General features: G+C 45.2%; 12 protein-coding genes. 5 read left to right on the plus strand and 7 right to left on the minus strand.

Annotated features, from left to right (window positions below; translation table 11 throughout):
- Positions 1-90 precede the first annotated feature (90 nt).
- From J7623_RS11510 to J7623_RS11525, 4 genes are all read left to right on the plus strand, one after another.
- Positions 91-930 carry a hypothetical protein gene (locus J7623_RS11510; RefSeq protein ID WP_291920333.1) on the plus strand — a complete coding sequence of 280 codons (840 nt, stop codon included), beginning with the start codon at positions 91-93 and terminating at the stop codon, positions 928-930.
- A 160-nt stretch (positions 931-1,090) separates the two neighbouring features.
- Positions 1,091-1,867, plus strand: coding sequence for an enoyl-CoA hydratase-related protein (locus tag J7623_RS11515; protein ID WP_291920335.1), 777 nt, complete (start codon positions 1,091-1,093; stop codon positions 1,865-1,867).
- 52 nt (positions 1,868-1,919) lie between these two features.
- Positions 1,920-3,320 carry a class II fumarate hydratase gene (fumC, locus tag J7623_RS11520; RefSeq protein ID WP_291920337.1) on the plus strand — a complete coding sequence of 467 codons (1,401 nt, stop codon included), beginning with the start codon at positions 1,920-1,922 and terminating at the stop codon, positions 3,318-3,320.
- A 120-nt stretch (positions 3,321-3,440) separates the two neighbouring features.
- Entirely contained in the window at positions 3,441-4,430 is a 990-nt protein-coding gene (locus J7623_RS11525; RefSeq protein WP_291920339.1) for a 2-hydroxyacid dehydrogenase, read from the plus strand.
- A gap of 61 nt (positions 4,431-4,491) precedes the next feature.
- Here J7623_RS11525 and J7623_RS11530 read toward each other — a convergent pair whose 3' ends face one another.
- The 7 genes from J7623_RS11530 to J7623_RS11560 all read right to left on the minus strand — a co-directional run bounded on the left by J7623_RS11530 (position 4,492) and on the right by J7623_RS11560 (position 15,862).
- Positions 4,492-7,356 (minus strand): TonB-dependent receptor, encoded by a 2,865-nt coding sequence (locus J7623_RS11530; protein ID WP_291920341.1) that lies wholly within the window; start codon positions 7,354-7,356, stop codon positions 4,492-4,494.
- 420 nt (positions 7,357-7,776) lie between these two features.
- Positions 7,777-8,430 (minus strand): lipoprotein signal peptidase, encoded by a 654-nt coding sequence (locus J7623_RS11535; protein ID WP_291920343.1) that lies wholly within the window; start codon positions 8,428-8,430, stop codon positions 7,777-7,779.
- A 60-nt stretch (positions 8,431-8,490) separates the two neighbouring features.
- Positions 8,491-10,998, minus strand: a complete 2,508-nt coding sequence (locus tag J7623_RS11540; protein WP_291920345.1) for a bifunctional UDP-N-acetylmuramoyl-tripeptide:D-alanyl-D-alanine ligase/alanine racemase — start codon at positions 10,996-10,998, stop codon at positions 8,491-8,493.
- A gap of 58 nt (positions 10,999-11,056) precedes the next feature.
- Positions 11,057-11,995 (minus strand): TerC/Alx family metal homeostasis membrane protein, encoded by a 939-nt coding sequence (locus J7623_RS11545; protein WP_291920346.1) that lies wholly within the window; start codon positions 11,993-11,995, stop codon positions 11,057-11,059.
- 130 nt (positions 11,996-12,125) lie between these two features.
- A complete protein-coding gene (gldG, locus tag J7623_RS11550) occupies positions 12,126-13,832 on the minus strand; it encodes a gliding motility-associated ABC transporter substrate-binding protein GldG (protein ID WP_291920348.1) in 1,707 nt (568 codons plus the stop codon).
- A 21-nt stretch (positions 13,833-13,853) separates the two neighbouring features.
- The gene (gldF, locus tag J7623_RS11555; protein WP_291920349.1) at positions 13,854-14,594 is read right to left on the minus strand and encodes a gliding motility-associated ABC transporter permease subunit GldF; all 741 of its coding nucleotides are present in this window, start codon (positions 14,592-14,594) and stop codon (positions 13,854-13,856) included.
- Between the two features lie 62 nt (positions 14,595-14,656).
- A complete protein-coding gene (locus J7623_RS11560; RefSeq protein WP_291920351.1) occupies positions 14,657-15,862 on the minus strand; it encodes an IscS subfamily cysteine desulfurase in 1,206 nt (401 codons plus the stop codon).
- Positions 15,863-15,996: 134 nt separating this feature from the next.
- On the opposite strand from J7623_RS11560, the gene mce reads away from it, so the two are divergent.
- Positions 15,997-16,398, plus strand: a complete 402-nt coding sequence (gene mce / locus J7623_RS11565) for a methylmalonyl-CoA epimerase (RefSeq protein ID WP_291920352.1) — start codon at positions 15,997-15,999, stop codon at positions 16,396-16,398.
- Positions 16,399-16,757 lie beyond the last annotated feature (359 nt).

Here is a 16,757-nt window from a genome sequence, read left to right on the forward strand (position 1 = left end):
TTTTTCTCAAATCGTCGTAACATTTCTTTAACTGGGTCGTCTTTAGGTGAAATAGTCCACCAAGTCTAAAAAACCACAACACCCGTTATTATGAAATGTACGTTACGTCCGCTATTCCTGGTACTGTCGCTGATAAGTTGTAGTGTTTTTGCACAGGATAAGAAAGATTCGGCCAGCGTTGCTGCCATTGATACTACTGTAAACCATTCCACGGAGAAAACCACTTCGTTCTCCATTATTTTTGGCAAATACCCCAAACACCGGGAAGGGATATACGTAACCCGCGGCGGTGAAGGCGCCTTGTTGTCTTTTGCCAACATGAAGGATAACGGCGAACATCTGCGGAATATTCCACGCTTTACCCTGTTTTTCAATATCGGTACCAACTTCAACAAAGATGTTACCCGGCACCTGGGATTCTTTACAGGCTTGAATCTCAAGAATATAGGGCTGATTTCCAAACCATACGATTCACTTAAACTGAAGCAACGGGTATATACGATCGGTATTCCACTGGGCTTCAAAATCGGGGATCTTTCCGGTGGCAGCTTCTTCTTCTTTGCCGGCGGTGAAATAGACCTGGCCATTAATTATAAGGAAAAACAGTTCATAAACGGAAAAAAAGAGCACAAATTCAATGAATGGTTCAGCGATCGGACCCCATTGCTAATGCCTTCGCTGTTTGCCGGATTCCGTGTCCATCCCGGATTTGGGCTAAAGGTGCAATATTATCCACAAAATTTCTTTAACCAGGACTTCAAAACCACCATTAAAGGAAACGTGGTACATCCCTACAAAAACCTGGAAGCCAACCTGATGTTTGTGACGTTGAGCTATAATTTCAACGGTATCAACTATTTTAAAGTGAAAAAGAAAAGACATTATATGAAGATGAAAAGCGGGAAGACAGAGTTTGAAGTGAATTATTGAGATAGCGCGACTTTAGTATAATCCGGCCGGTACTCACTTTAGGAAGTACCGGCTTTTTTGTGTGTAATGCTCCACCAGCGTGGTTAGAAGCTGGTATTGCCGGCCTGATTCGTTAGGTTATTGAATATTGCTTAATATTGGTAAACTAAAAATACAGCTCATGTATCAGACGTTAAGCACACAACTGGATAATAATATTCTGACGATTACGATCAACCGCCCGGAAAAAATGAATGCGCTCAACCAGCAGGTGCTGGCGGAACTGGCACTGGTGGTAGATGAGATTTATGGCAACCGGGAAATTAAAGGCGCTGTAATTACCGGCTCCGGAGAAAAAGCTTTTGTGGCGGGTGCAGATATCAGTGAGTTTCTAACTTTATCAGATAAGCAGGGCGAAGAACTGGCCAAAAGAGGACATGTTATATTTCAACGCATCGAAAGCTGTCCTAAGCCCATTATTGCGGCGGTTAACGGATTTGCTCTTGGCGGCGGTTGTGAACTGGCCATGGCCTGTCATTTCCGTATTGCCAGCGAAAACGCCAAATTCGGTCAGCCGGAAGTGAACCTGGGTCTTATTCCGGGATATGGTGGCACACAGCGCCTTACCCAGTTGATAGGCAAAGGCAAAGCCATGGAGCTGATGATGACCGGCGACATGATTACTGCTGTGGAAGCACAGGCCTGGGGCCTCGTAAACCATGTGGTGAAATTTGAAGAATTGCTCCCCAAAGCGGTATCCATCTTACGAAAAATACAAACAAAAGCCCCACTGGCCATTGCACGTGTGATTAAATGCGCCAATGCTGCACTGGATAAAGACCAGGATGGCTTTGAGCTGGAACTGAAAGAATTCGGCGCCTGCTTCGCTACCAAAGACCTGGAAGAAGGCGCGGCTGCCTTCATACAGAAAAGACAACCGAATTTTAAGGGGGAATAGCTTGCTGCCCTATCCGTAAAGCCGTACTTTTGTACCCTTAAAAGTTTAAGTCATGGAATTCAGAATAGAGAAAGACACAATGGGCGAGGTGAAAGTGCCTGTAAATGCCTACTATGGCGCTCAAACACAGCGCTCCATTGAAAATTTCAAGATTGCGCAGGATATCAACAAAATGCCGAAAGAAATCATTAAGGCTTTTGCTTACCTGAAGAAAGCTGCCGCTATCACCAACGTGGAAGCTGGTGTGCTGCCGAAAGAAAAAAGTGATCTGATTGGTCAGGTATGCGATGAAATCCTGGAAGGTAAACTGGATGACCAGTTTCCACTGGTAGTTTGGCAAACCGGTTCCGGTACCCAGTCCAACATGAACGTAAACGAAGTGGTTGCTTACCGCGCACACGTGCTCCACGGCGGTCAACTCACCGACAAGGATAAATTTGTTCACCCTAACGACGATGTGAACAAATCCCAATCTTCTAACGATACCTTTCCTACTGCGATGCACATCGCTGCTTATAAAATGCTGCTGGAAGTAACGATTCCCGGTATCCAGAAGCTGCGCGATACGCTCGCTAAAAAAGCAGAAGCTTTTAAACACGTGGTGAAAATTGGTCGTACCCACTTTATGGATGCTACCCCGCTCACCCTCGGTCAGGAAATCAGTGGCTATGTAGCGCAACTGAACCATGGTCTGAAAGCCATCAACAACTCCCTGCCACACCTGAGCGAACTGGCACTGGGCGGTACTGCTGTAGGTACTGGTATCAACACACCTAAAGGATACTCTGAAAATGTGGCAAAAAATATCGCACAGTTAACCGGTATTCCTTTTGTTACTGCAGAAAATAAATTTGAAGCACTGGCAGCACATGATGCCATCGTTGAAGCTCATGGTGCACTGAAAACAGTAGCCGTAAGTTTAATGAAGATAGCCAACGATATCCGCATGCTGAGCTCCGGTCCACGCGCAGGTATCGGCGAAATTCATATCCCTGACAATGAGCCGGGATCTTCAATCATGCCAGGTAAAGTAAACCCTACACAATGTGAAGCACTCACCATGATTGCTGCGCAGGTAATGGGTAACGATGTGGCGATCAGCGTTGGCGGTGCTAACGGCCACTTTGAACTGAACGTGTTCAAACCGGTGATGATCTTCAACTTCCTGCACTCTGCCCGCCTGATCGGTGATGGCTGCGTAAGTTTCAACGATAAATGTGCGGAAGGTATTGAGCCTATCGAAGCCAATATACAGAAACACGTGGAAAATTCCCTGATGCTGGTCACTGCACTGAATACCAAAATTGGTTATTACAAAGCGGCTGAAATTGCACAGAAGGCCCATAAAGAAGGTACCACTCTCAAAGAAATGGCCGTGAAACTGGGTTATGTAACTCCCGCTGAATTTGATGAATGGGTAGTACCTGCCAACATGGTAGGTGAAATAAAATAGCTTATAGCCATTAGCTTTTAGCGTTTAGAAAAATGCAGCGGAGAATATGTTATATGTTTATCTCCGCTGCATTTTTTCTGAGCGCTAAAAACTGGAAGCTAACAATTAACCGCTAATCCCATGGATATCCTTTTTTATAGTGCACAAACATATGACGTCAGCTATTTTAACCAGGCTACCGGAGATCGGAGACATCGTTGCCGTTTCCTGGATACACCCTTGAATGAAGATAGTACGGCACTCATAAAAGAAGAAACAGCTATCTGCATATTTGTAAATGATAAGGCTGATGCCGGTGTTATCCGTTTACTGAAAGAAAAGGGCATCCGGTTAATAGCGCTGCGTTGCGCCGGATTTAATAATGTAGATCTCAAAGCTGCAGCCGCCGCCGGTATTAAAGTGGTAAGGGTGCCTGCCTATTCTCCCCATGCGGTAGCAGAACATGCCGTAGCATTATTACTGGGGTTGAACCGTAAAATATATAAATCATATAACCGTGTACGTGACGGCAACTTTACGCTTAACGGACTCGAAGGGTTTGATTTATTCGGTAAAACTATTGGTGTGGTAGGAACGGGGAATATCGGTGCTGTATTTTGCCGTATTATGTTGGGCTTCGGGTGTAAAGTATATGCCCATGATATTTATGATCAGCCCGAACTGGTGAAAGCTGGTGTGGAGTACACTTCTCTTACTACTGTTTTTGAAAAGGCAGATGTAATATCACTGCATTGTCCTTTGATGGAAAGTACCCGCCATATTGTAAATGCACACACTATCGCTTCCATGAAACGGGGTGTTGTGTTAATCAATACAAGCCGTGGAGGACTAGTGGATACCAAAGCTGTGGTGGAAGCCCTTAAGAACGGACATATCGGCGCATTAGGAATAGATGTGTACGAACAGGAAGAGCACCTGTTTTTCCAGAATTTTTCAGGTAGTATTATTCAGGATGATGTGTTGTCGAGGCTGACAACCTTTCCCAATGTACTGGTAACTGCACACCAGGGCTTTTTTACAAAAGAAGCGCTTACACAAATAGCGGAGGTAACACTACGTAATATAGAAAGTTTCGAAAAGGGGGAAGTGCTGTTAAATGAAGTGAAATGATATGCTATTAGCATAAAAAAAACAGGCGATGCGGATTATGTCTGCATCGCCTGTTTTATGGTTATTTAATTTTCTTAAACACATTGTCATACGTTACCGTTAAGTAGTACAATCCACCGATAGTGGGACCACCAACATACTGGAAGTATTTACTGTTCAGGATATTGGAAGCGCCCAGTTTAAAGGAGGTATTGATTTTCGGTACACGATAGGTGATTTGTGCATCTACGGTATTGTAAGAAGGCACGTCGCCGTTGCCAAAAAGGTTCTGCCAGTAGAAAGTATTCTGCCAGTGCCATACCACGTTAAAACCTACATTCTTGAACACGTTGCGGTTACCCACGCTCACGTTGGTGAACCAGTCCGGTGTATTGAAGCCGGGAATCAGGGCGTCGTCTTTTGTTTTGTCCTGCGCCAGTTTGTTGTAGTTGGCGTTACCGCTCACGGTATATCCTTTGTAGATATCATAGGTAACCGCCAGTGCCAGGCCGTAGTTGTTAACCGTGGATTTACTGTTGGTCCACACGCGGTAGCGGTCTTGCTGCGACTTATCCAGCATCTGGTTTAACACAGTTTGATCTGGGTTGTTTACGTTACCGGTTTTAGGAACTACCGCTTCTATTTGTCCGATGAAATGTTTGTAGGAGCTATAGTAGGCATCCAGGTCGATGAACAATTTGTTATCGAGTAATACTGCCTTATAGCCGGCTTCAAAGGAAGTGATCTGTTCCGGAACAATAGGATCCAGGTTAGCTACTTTCAATATGCCTGCGTTTTTAGCAGCAGCGGCATCTTTAGAGATATGTTCTGCGTTGATGGTTTTATTTACTGCTACGCCAAAAGCATCTACTGAACTGGTGAGGAAGGAGTTTTTAAAGTACCCCAGTCCTTGTTCAATGAAGGCGAGACCGCCTACACGTCTTACCTGGCCGTTATTTACGAAGGAGTAAGCTTCAAACAGGGAAGGGAAACGGAATCCATTCTGCCAGGAAATGCGGAAGTTATGCTTGTCTTTGATGCTGTACACGGCAGCAATACGTGGGTTTACTTTACCATCGAATTGCTCGTTTTTGTCGTAACGCAGGGAGCCGGTAAGTTTCAGCGCATCGTTGAAGAATGTTTTGCTGATTTGTGCAAAGCCGCCGTATTTGCCGTACCAGATGTGTTTTCCACCCGGACTATTACGTTTATCTGCAGGGCGGGAGAAATCTACGAAGTTGTTGCCATCAGGAATAATTTCGTAGGTGCGGTAATCGGCACCTACCAATACATCTGCGAAATGGATGTATTTACGCAGGTTCCAGGTACCTTCTGTATGATAGAAACGGCTTTTTTGCAGGAGTGCAGCACCACCGCTGGTGTTTTCCGGGTTTTTGGAAGTAGGGTAAATATCCCAGTCGTTGATACTTTTAATTTTAGCTACCTGTGCATCAAATGCAGGTGTGCCAGGTGTCCATCTGCCGGCATCGGCAAATGAGCGGGCAGCCTGATGGGCGGCTACCAGGTCAGAACCTGCGGTGAGTGCGTTATTCAGACCGGTGGTATAATCAGACAGCCATTTTTTATCTGGTTTAAACGACTTTTCCAGGTTATCCGCCAGCGGGTTCATGTTATAAGAGTTACCCGTGTTTTCGATGGAGATATAAGATCTTACGGTGAAATCAGGGTGTGTCAGTTCCAGTTTGGCATTTTGTACGGTAACACCGCGTAAGCCAATACGGTTGCCACGTTGGAAGAAACCATCCATTTCGCCATAGCGGTAGGAGGCCGATAATTCCAGTTTACGCGGCAGGCGGAAGTTGAGGGAGATATCGGCTTTTTTATTTTTTACGGTGAAGTCACCCACAATATCTTTTTCCCAGTAGCCGGTACGGTGCACGTTGTAGGCGCGGCCGTCTTTATCAATTACCTGCAGGTTGGAGTTATCCCCATATTTATTCCAGGCGTCGTTGGCAATGTTGTTAGGGCCGCTTAACTGTGGAAAGTCGGGGTTCGCTTTGGTTTGAGGAGAAAAATCGTTGTGGCTGTCGGCATACCAGTCGGTGCCTTGCATATAGCTGAGATTAATTTTCCATGCAAACCAGGGCGAGTAGGCCTGTGCATAACGTACAGCCGTTTCAGTGAGTAATTTGGCACCGCCGTCGTCACCTACGTGGTTCACGGCTACTTTCTGGTATACACTTACACCCTGGTACTGGAAAGGGTTTTTAGTGATGAGGTTCGACATCCCGTTGATGGCATTCATACCATACAGTGCGGAAGAGGCGCCGGGCGTTACTTCTACGGTAGAGATATCCAACTCCGTAGGGCCGATAGCGTTACCCAGTGGTACACCTAAGGTAGCGGCCTGGTTGTCCACACCATCTACCAGCTGCATAAAGCGGAAGTTGTTGGGAACGTTGAAACCGCGGGTATTGAATACTTTGAAAGTAAGACCGGCAGTGGTCATTTGCACGCCTTTAAGATTACCCAATGCATCATAGAAAGTAGAGGACGGGGTTTCTTTCAGGGCGCGGATATCCAGTTTTTCAATGGCTACCGGTGAGCGGAGTATTTTTTCCTGTTGCCGGGAAGCGGATACCACTACTTCATTTACGAGCAGTGATTGGGTGAATAACTGTATGGCCAGTTTGCTGGTACTGCTTTTTACTTCAAATTCCTGTGGTTGATAACCGATTAGCCGGAATACCAGTTTCAGGGGGAATTTGGCGTTGGTAGTCACTTCGAAATGGCCTTGTGCATCTGTTTGTGAGCCAAAGGAAGTGCCTTTAATTTGTACAGAGGCGCCGGGAAGGGCATTGCCGTGGTCATCTGTAATGGTTCCCTGGATTACATAGGAGCCATTGAGTTGAGCCTGGACTAGTACCGGACTGAATACCAATATTGCAAAGAGGTATTTGGCCAGTATAGGTAAGAACTTTTGCATAGTGTTGTTAACATTATTGATTCTGGAATGATAAAATTGTAAGGGGACGTGAAAACCGTTGTCGTGCCTCAACATCGGTTATTACCAGGCTGTTTTGTAAAAGTCATTATCATATAGTCTATAGAATTAGTAGACAAATGTAGTCCGGATATTTTTTATTTCAAAGCAAATGGCCGTATTTGTTCGAAAATTGCAGTAGCACCCCTGGCAAACAAGCCGCAGGCGGCGCTTTAAGTCGTTGGTAATGAAGGAATAGGCGGAGTGTAGTTTTTTTTGTTTTTTCCGGAGATAGGTTCCGCTGCGTTTACCCCTGGGGCTTCGGGCAGATATCGGGGCGCTGACAAGCCCGATCGCCTGACCGAAAAAAGAAAGCGTCCGCCACTGGCGAACGCTTCTCCCTATAAATATTTTAAAATGTAATCAGGCTACATGATCTTTCGCTATAGGCTGTTCTACTTCTTTAGGCTGCATATGCTTGCCGAAAAATCGTTTCTGGAACAGCAGGATAGCTACCACACCTGTTGAAATAGCTGCATCCGCTACGTTGAATACCGGGCGGAAAAACACGAAGTAATCACCTCCTTTGAATGGTACCCAGCTAGGCAGGTAGCCTTCATAGATCGGGAAATACAGCATATCTACTACCCTACCGTGTAAGAAGCTGCCGTAGCCGCCGCCTGCAGGAAGGAATTTCGCTACGTCGTAACCTACGCTATCATTGAAGATCAGGCCATAAAACATACTGTCTATCAGGTTACCGGCAGCACCCGCCAGGATCAGTGAACCACAGATGAGCAAACCAGTACTGTATTTTTCCCTGATCAGCTTCTTCATGTACACAAATCCTACTACTACCGCTACCAGGCGGAACATGGTAAGCAAAATTTTACCGAAGTCGCCTCCAAACTTAAGCCCATAGGCCATTCCTTCATTCTCAATAAAGTGGATACGGAACCAGTTAGGGAAGATCACAAACTCCTGTTGCATAAACATATGCGTTTTGATCCAAAACTTCAGGGTCTGATCAATGATCAGGATCAGGATAACGATAAATACTACGTGACGATATTTCAACTGATATTAGAATTTTATCAAAAATAATAGTTTATTTCAAAGTCGAAGCCTGCAATATCATTATTCCTGGAAATATACCCTTTTTACCCGCTGTGAAATTCCTGTTAATATTTCATATGGAATAGTGCCTGCCCAGGCCGACAAGTCCTGTACAGACAAGTCCTGGCCAAAAACAATGACTTCATCTCCTTCCTGTACATCCGGGATATGGCTTACATCCAGCATCAACATATCCATGGCCACTACGCCCGCTACCGGGGCCAATTTGCCACGAACCAGCATTTTACCTACACCCATACCCAATCTTCTCGGGTAGCCATCTGCATAGCCGATACGCACGGTGGCCGTAACTGCCGGGCCATTCGCTACCCATTTGGCACCGTAGCCCACTGAATCGCCGGCCTCGAGGTGCTTCAATTGTGCTACCGTGGTTTTAAGGGTGCTCACATTGCGGAGCTGGTCCTGAATACCATTGCTGCTGTCGATGCCATACATGCCAATACCCAACCGCACCATATCCAGTTGTAAATCCGGATGGCGTGTAATGGCCGCGCTATTGGCAATATGACGGATCACCGTGTAGCCCAGTGCTTTCTGCAGCTCATGACTCATATCGTAAAATAAGCGTCCCTGTTGCTGTGTAAAGGCGTCTTTTTCAGGATCCTCGCTGGCAGCCAGGTGGCTGAAGATGGATTGTACTTTCATCAACGGGCTGGCAGTCAGCAGTTGTGCCAGTTCCGCAATGTCGCTTTTCACAAAGCCCAGGCGGTGCATACCCGTATCCAGCTTGATGTGAACAGGGAATTCAGTTTTACCCGCCGCGGTGATTTCTTCCATAAACTGCAGTAATATCTGCATGGAATAAATTTCCGGCTCCAGGTTCCAGTGCAAAATAGCATCAAAGCTGGCAGGTTCCGGGTTCATCACCATAATTGGCATGGTGATACCGGCCCTTCTCAACTCCACGCCCTCATCGGCATAGGCCACCGCAAGGTAGTCGACCCCGTGGAACTGTAACAGGTTGGCTATTTCGAAACTACCGCTACCATAGGAGAATGCTTTCACCATGGCCATTAATTTGGTATCCGGCTTCAGGAGTGACTGATACAGCTTTACATTATGTGAAATAGCGCTCAGGTTAATTTCCAGGATGGTTTGGTGGGCTTTCTGTTCCAGCAATTTGCCGATACGCTCAAACTGGAATACGCGGGAGCCCTTTACCAGTATGGTTTCATTCTGGAAATCGTCTGCGTTGAATTGTTGTATGTATTCGTCGGTAGTGGTAAAGAACTGTGTTTTCAGTCCTTCTACCTGTTGAAAACTTTTCTTTTCGCGGCCAATATTTTTCCCGATGGCAATTAATTTATTAATGCCTTTTTTCTGTAACAGGTCAGCAACTTCTTCGTAAAGGGTAGCGTCGCTTTTACCGCTTTGCAGGATATCACTGAGGATCACGGTGCGGGTGGCATGCTGTTGCTGCTGTTGCAGGAAGTCAAGGGCAATGGTTAAAGAGCCCAGGTCCAGGTTATATGCGTCATTGATCACAGAGCTGTTATTGATGCCCTGCTTCAGTTCCAGGCGCATGGCAATATTGCTCAACTGGTCCATCCGTTGCTGTATCACGGCTTCATCCTTGCCCAGGTATAGCATGAGGGCAGCGCAGTGGATAGCATTTTCAATGGAACCTTCATCTACAAAAGGAATGGTGAAATGCAGCGGCTCCTGTTTGTACAGGGCGTCTATGCGGGTATGATTATCATTTTTGTCTACACTGATAATCCGCAGATCAGCATCTGTTTTCCGGGACCAGGAAAATAATTCCGGTCCACCGCCTTCCTGGTTTTCTTTTTTACCTACCTGGTTGTGAAAGGCCAGCACGCATTCATTGAGCGCAAGGTAGTCTTTGCAGTAAATGAGGATATCACTTTTAGCAAATAATACCAGCTTCTCATTGATCTTCTGCCGGATATTTAAAAAGCCTTCACTGTGGGCTTCTCCAATGTTGGTAAAAATGCCAATGGTAGGACGGATAATCTTTTCCAGGTTCACCATTTCCCCGGGTTGTGAAATACCCGCTTCAAAAATGGCGAGCTGGTGTTCCGGCTTCATTTGCCATACCGACAAGGGTACGCCTATTTGTGAATTATAACTTTTAGGACTGCGTACAATGTTGTAATCCTTTTCCAGTAATTGGTACAGCCATTCTTTCACAATGGTTTTTCCATTGCTGCCGGTAATGCCAATTACAGGAATATTAAAATGGTGGCGGTGAAAAGCCACCAATGTATGCAAGGCCTGCAGGGTATCTTTTACTAAAATGAAATTGGCCTTAGGATATTTTTCTAAGGGCACAGGTTCACTGATCACAAAATTGCTGACTCCCTTGCGGTACAATTCTTCAATGTATTGGTGCGCGTTGCGCCGTGGGCTAACCAAAGAAATGAACAGCGATGATTCCGGGAAGCTTAGCTTCCGGCTATCCAATAAAAGATGGTCAATTTCAGAAAATCCAGTCTCTTGCAACAATTCCCCTTTCAAAGTCTTGTTGATGCTTGCTGCGTTATACACGTTTATCAGGTTTGAATAATCACTTAGCGGCCGCAAAAACTTTGTCTACAGCTGCTTTTTACTTCTCTTCTGCTTCCGGTAATTCTTTCTTCTGATGATAGAGGGAATAGAGGATGGAACCTCCAAGGCATAGTACGATCACTATCAACGATACATATACCGGTATATGAATAAAATACTCTGCCAGCATTTTCAGTCCTATGAAAATAAGCACAATAGCAATACCCTGAGGTAAATAATCAAACTTATCCACCGCTCCTCTCAGTAAAAAGAACAAGGACCTGAGTCCAAGTACCGCAAATATATTGGAAGTATACACCACTACCGGTTGTTGGGATATCGCAAATACCGCCGGAATAGAATCCAGTGCAAATATGATATCTGTTACTGCCAGCATTACCACTACCAGGGATAACGTGGTGAGATACGTCTTATTATGTTTGTGAATAACAAAACGGCCCTTCGGCTCTTCTGTTGTTACCCGCATATATTTATTCATAAACCGGTAAGCAAAATTTTCTTCCGGTTTAAATTCATCATCGCTGTTAGCCGTAAACATTTTGAAGCCGGTGTACAGCAAAAAGGCGCCAAAGATATATAAGATCCATTCAAATTGACGGATCAATACAACGCCCACACTAATAAAGATAGCCCTGAAAATAATAGCCAGCACAATACCAATCAGCAATACCCTGGCATAATTTTCTTCTTTTATTTTAAAAAAACTAAATATGAGGATGAACACAAAAATATTATCCATGGATAATGACTTCTCCATCAGATAGGCACTCATAAAGCTAACCGCAGTTTCCGGGCCATCTTCAAACCACATGAATCCGAAAAATAATATGGACAATCCTACCCAGAAAATGCTTTGCCATAAAGCAGTTTTGATCGTTGTTTTTTCGTTTTTTTTACTGAATAAACCCAGGTCAAAAATTAATGCAATGACTACCACAATAAAGAATATGAGATAGGTCCATTGTATGGAGGTCATGTAGTTGATTTTTTTTATGAAGGAGCAAAGATAGTGAAACAGCAGTTAGCAGTTAGCTTTTAGCTGTTAGCAAAATGTAGCGAAGATTAATATAATATGTTCTTCGCTGCATTTTGCTAACAGCTAAAAGCTAGTAGCTGGTTGCTTTCCGTTGGCGTACAAATTGGAAAATCATAGCGAATAACAGGATCAGCCCAATAGGCACAAGAAAACAGATTACCTGCCACTTGGTTTTTTCCTGGCGGATTTTTCCGTTATCAAGCAGGCGCAACGTCAGTTCTTTGTTACGTGCTTCCATAATACCACTGTTACCGCTAAGGTATTCCAGGCAGTTGAGGAAAAATTCCTTATTGGCAAAGGCAAAGCCCGGATTAAATTCGTTGATGCCCATTTGCAGCGGGCCTTCTTTACGGGAAACCGCGTTGGCAATCAGGTCGCCATCACTCACCACAATCATTTTATTGATAGTATCTGTAGCATCCCGGAAAGGCTTGCCGGAAGCGCGTTGCAGCGCTTCTACTACTGCCGGATCCTGGCGGTTATGAAACAAAGAGGTAAAGTGTCCTTCCAGTAAAATAGCTGTTGGGATATATTGTTGGCGGTATTCGCGTGGATTGGGTTGTGTTTTTACAACATCCCAGCTAACCTCTGTGGGCAGGCGCGTAGCGCGACTGGTACGGGAAGTAGTCAGCAGCACGGTTTTACGGACGGCGTCATTTTTTATAGTATCCATAGAACTAACGAACCTGCTCAATACCATATCCAGGTTTTTTACAATAGGATGTGCTTTGGTAGGCATGAGCATAGGAAAGTAGGGAAAAGGTACGGGCTGTATCTGTGGCCGGTTGCCCACGTTGCCTACTACCAGCGGCACTACATCACTTTGCAGATCCATTACCAGGTCCTGGTTAATGCGCACACCATAGCGGAACAGGAGGTCTTCCAGGTTGAGTCCACGGTCTACCGCCACAAAGGCATTTTGTTGATGAAGACTGTCCATGGAAGCGCTGGATTCATCAATAAACCACAGCACTTTACCACCGTTCATCACGTATTGATCTATTTTTAGTTTGTCAGCCTCGCTGAAAGCGCCGGCAGGCTTGGCAAAGAGGATCACGTTAAATTCCGGGGAAATAAAGGAGGCCGACTGTAAAGTGAGAGTATCCAATGCATAATTGCTTTGGAGGGTACTCAGCGCGTCGTATACTTCTGCGCCTAACGATTCCCCATGGCCCATCATATAGCCGATGAGCGGTTTTTCTTTTTGTTGCAATTTGCTGATGGCATTGGCAAACTGGTATTCCAGCAGGGCTTCGGAGTTATTCATGGTTTGCATGGGATCTTGCCCGCCCTGGTTTTTCAGGAGGTTTACGCCCATGGTTTTCCCTTTGTAATGCACCAGTGCTCCGGGAAAAATAAGCTTTTGCGCAAAGCCATCGTTGGATTCCTGCTGCACCTGCATGTTAAAAGGCATGATACCCTGGGCTGTCAGCTCGCCGAGGAATTTCATGCGGGCGGTGTCGGTCATACCCTGCCCGGGGTTGACAAACGTAAACCGGACATTTTGTTTGCCGTATTCCCGGAATTCTTCCAGTAGTTCCGAGGTAGCTTGTGCCAGTTGGCGGAAGCTGGCAGGATAATCGCCTTTCAGGAATACTTCAATATCTACCGGGCTATCCAGTTGGCGCAGCATTTGCCGCGTGTGGCTGGTGAGTGTATATCTTTTTTCTTTTGTCAGATCCCACCTGCCATGGAAATAAGCAGCAGCTATATTTATGCCCGTGAGTAGCAGTACGACCGCTATTGCACGTTGTATGTATTTTTTTCGTGTAGCCATAACATTTAGTAAGGGAGATCTTTACCCGTTTTGCCAGAGTTTTCTTTGGAGGGATAATTTAGTAAGATAGAGCATCAGGCCGATGATACTGATGAAATAAATGATGTCCCGGCTATCGATCACACCACGGCTCACAGATGCGTAGTGAAATTTGATGCCCGCCATCTGCAGGTAATAATCGGCGCCGCCGGTGAAGGCAGGTACTTTGCTGATGGCGTCAAAACCGTTATACAGTATGAAAGAGGTAAAAATGGCAATGAGAAAAGCAATCATGGCATTGTTGGTTAGGGAAGATGACCAGATGCCGGTAGCCGTAAAAGAGGCTCCCAACAGCAACAGCCCTATATAGGACCCGATGATGCCACCGGTGTCTGGCTGCTGGGTATCTACACTTAATTGTTGAATGGCAAAATAATATACGATGGTAGGTAATAGTGAAATGAGCACAATCACCATACTCCCCCAGAACTTCCCCATTACTATTTGCCAGCCGGTAACAGGTTTGGTGCTGAGAAGCTCCATGGTACCGCTTTTGAACTCATCGGCAAAGCAGCGCATGGTAATAGCTGGTATCAGCAGCAGGTAAATGAAGGGGGCCAGGTTGAACAGTGGATCCAGGTTAGCATAACCTGTATCAAGCAAACTGGTTTCCGGAAAAACGAAGAGTAATAATCCGTTTGCCAGCAAAAACAGGATAATGGCCACATAGCCTGTAACACTGCTGAAAAACTGGTTTATCTCTTTCTTAAAGATGGCTAGCATGAACAGTTTCTAAGGATTAGGATATTAGTAAAGATACAAATATAGCTAAACGCCATTACCTTTTAGGCTATTGTATCAAGGTCTACCCCATCTTTATACATTTCCCATACCGGGCTTTCACTTCTCGTCTTATTTACTGCATCTGTAATGGTACGGATGGTATAATCGATTTGTTCTTCTGTGGTGAAACGTCCCAGCCCAAAACGAAGGGACGCGCGGGCCAGGTCGTCGCTCAGCCCCAGTGCCTTCAGCACATAGCTGGGTTCCAGGGAGGCCGACGTACAGGCGGAACCGGTAGAGAGGGCGATGTTTTTATTGAACCCCATCATCAGGGTTTCACTTTCTATATATTTAAAAGAAAGGTTGGTAGTATGGGGCAGGCGATGGGTGCGGGAGCCATTTACGTATGACTGCTCCAGTTGTAGTAATGCGTTTTCCAGTCGATCTCTCAGCACGCTGATCCGGGCACTGTCAGAGGTCATTTCTGTTTCACAGAGTTCACAGGCTTTGCCCAGGCCCACTATGCCGGGTACGTTCAGGGTACCGGAGCGCATGGCACGTTCATGTCCGCCTCCATCTATCTGGGCCGTAAGCATTACGCGGGGCGAGCGTCTGCGCACATATAGGGCGCCTACTCCCTTGGGACCGTATAATTTGTGGGCGCTAAGTGTCAGCAGATCTATGCCATCAGTGTTTACGTTCACCGGAATTTTCCCTACCGCCTGTGTAGCGTCAGACATGAACAGTACACCGTGTTTCCTGGCGATGGCGCTGATAGCTTGTACAGGCTGTATGGTGCCGGTTTCATTGTTCGCATACATAATGCTGATCAGGATGGTTTGCGGCGTAATGGCTGCTTCCAGCGCTGCCAGGTCAACCAGTCCTTCTTTGTCAACGGGTAGCACGGTGATTTGTGCGCCCTGTTTTTCGAGGTGTTTGCAGGTATCCAGTACCGCTTTATGTTCAGTAGCGGCAGTAATAATATGACGGCCTTTGGTGGCATACATCTCGGATACGCCTTTGATGGCAAGGTTAACAGCTTCCGTTGCGCCGGAGGTAAATATAATTTCTTTGGTATCGGCGCCAATCAGCCTGGCTACCTGTTCCCGGGCATAATCTACTGCTTCCTGGGCTGCCCATCCGAACGGATGGCTGCGACTGGCCGCATTTCCATATACCTCAGTGAAATAAGGTAACATGGCGGCCACCACTCTTGGGTCGCAAGGAGTAGTAGCATTATTGTCAAGGTAAACAGGTAATTGTAGCATATGTGTCTTTGTTTCCGATATCTAATAGCTGACCTAACAAATTTACAACATAAGTTCTATTTTTACCGGGTGAGGCATGTCCCGAAAATGCCTCACGGATGCGGCATTTCGGGTACATTATTAAACTCATCAACATGCTTAGGGTAGAACATATTGGCATTGCGGTAAATTCACTGGCAGATTCCATTCCATTATTTGAAAAACTTTTAAATACCAACTGTTACAAACAGGAGGAAGTGACCAGTGAGCAGGTGATTACGGCTTTTTTTCAGCAGGGAGAAAGTAAAATAGAATTGCTGGAAGCTACTGGTCCGGGTAGTGCCATCGCCAAATTCCTGGATAAAAAGGGAGAAGGAATGCATCACATCGCTTTCGAGGTTGCAGATATCTATGCAGAAATGAAAAGATTACAGGAAGAAGGATTTGTTTTATTACAGGAAACACCAAAAAGGGGGGCAGATAATAAACTGATCTGTTTCCTTCATCCTAAGCATAGTAACGGAGTTTTAATAGAAATTTGTCAGGAGATCAAGTAAGCATTTACTTATATATATCAAAATTAAATAATAATAAATTTTTTAATTTTTTTTCCATTTTAGCAATCCAAGGGAATTATGTATTCGTAAGTAATTATGAAACACCCCCCAAAAGGGCACAAAAAAGTTAAAACCAAAATAATTTTATAAAAAACTGAACAAATAGATTTTCCATAGCGTTATATCTACAAACACTCAAATACAAAAAAGAACAATACTCAAAATATTACAAGACTTAAGCTTTATAGATTTTAACAGTTTAAGTTTTAACGATTACTCTAAAGTTGGCATAGGTTATGAACACCTGCGGGTTTTTTAGCTTGCAGGTCTTTTTTTTAAAGCGAGCTCTACACAGAATT

The organism is Chitinophaga sp. (assembly GCF_017745275.1).
Classification (GTDB): Bacteria; Bacteroidota; Bacteroidia; order Chitinophagales; family Chitinophagaceae; genus Chitinophaga.

What these genes read in the sequence shown, in the direction of transcription:
- J7623_RS11525 (WP_291920339.1), top strand. Translation starts at nt 3,441, where the DNA reads ATGGATATCCTTTTTTATAGTGCACAAACATATGACGTCAGCTATTTT.
- J7623_RS11560 (WP_291920351.1), bottom strand. Translation starts at nt 15,862, where the DNA reads ATGCTACAATTACCTGTTTACCTTGACAATAATGCTACTACTCCTTGC.
- J7623_RS11515 (WP_291920335.1), top strand. Translation starts at nt 1,091, where the DNA reads ATGTATCAGACGTTAAGCACACAACTGGATAATAATATTCTGACGATT.
- gldG (WP_291920348.1), bottom strand. Translation starts at nt 13,832, where the DNA reads ATGGCTACACGAAAAAAATACATACAACGTGCAATAGCGGTCGTACTG.
- J7623_RS11545 (WP_291920346.1), bottom strand. Translation starts at nt 11,995, where the DNA reads ATGACCTCCATACAATGGACCTATCTCATATTCTTTATTGTGGTAGTC.
- mce (WP_291920352.1), top strand. Translation starts at nt 15,997, where the DNA reads ATGCTTAGGGTAGAACATATTGGCATTGCGGTAAATTCACTGGCAGAT.
- fumC (WP_291920337.1), top strand. Translation starts at nt 1,920, where the DNA reads ATGGAATTCAGAATAGAGAAAGACACAATGGGCGAGGTGAAAGTGCCT.
- gldF (WP_291920349.1), bottom strand. Translation starts at nt 14,594, where the DNA reads ATGCTAGCCATCTTTAAGAAAGAGATAAACCAGTTTTTCAGCAGTGTT.
- J7623_RS11530 (WP_291920341.1), bottom strand. Translation starts at nt 7,356, where the DNA reads ATGCAAAAGTTCTTACCTATACTGGCCAAATACCTCTTTGCAATATTG.
- J7623_RS11510 (WP_291920333.1), top strand. Translation starts at nt 91, where the DNA reads ATGAAATGTACGTTACGTCCGCTATTCCTGGTACTGTCGCTGATAAGT.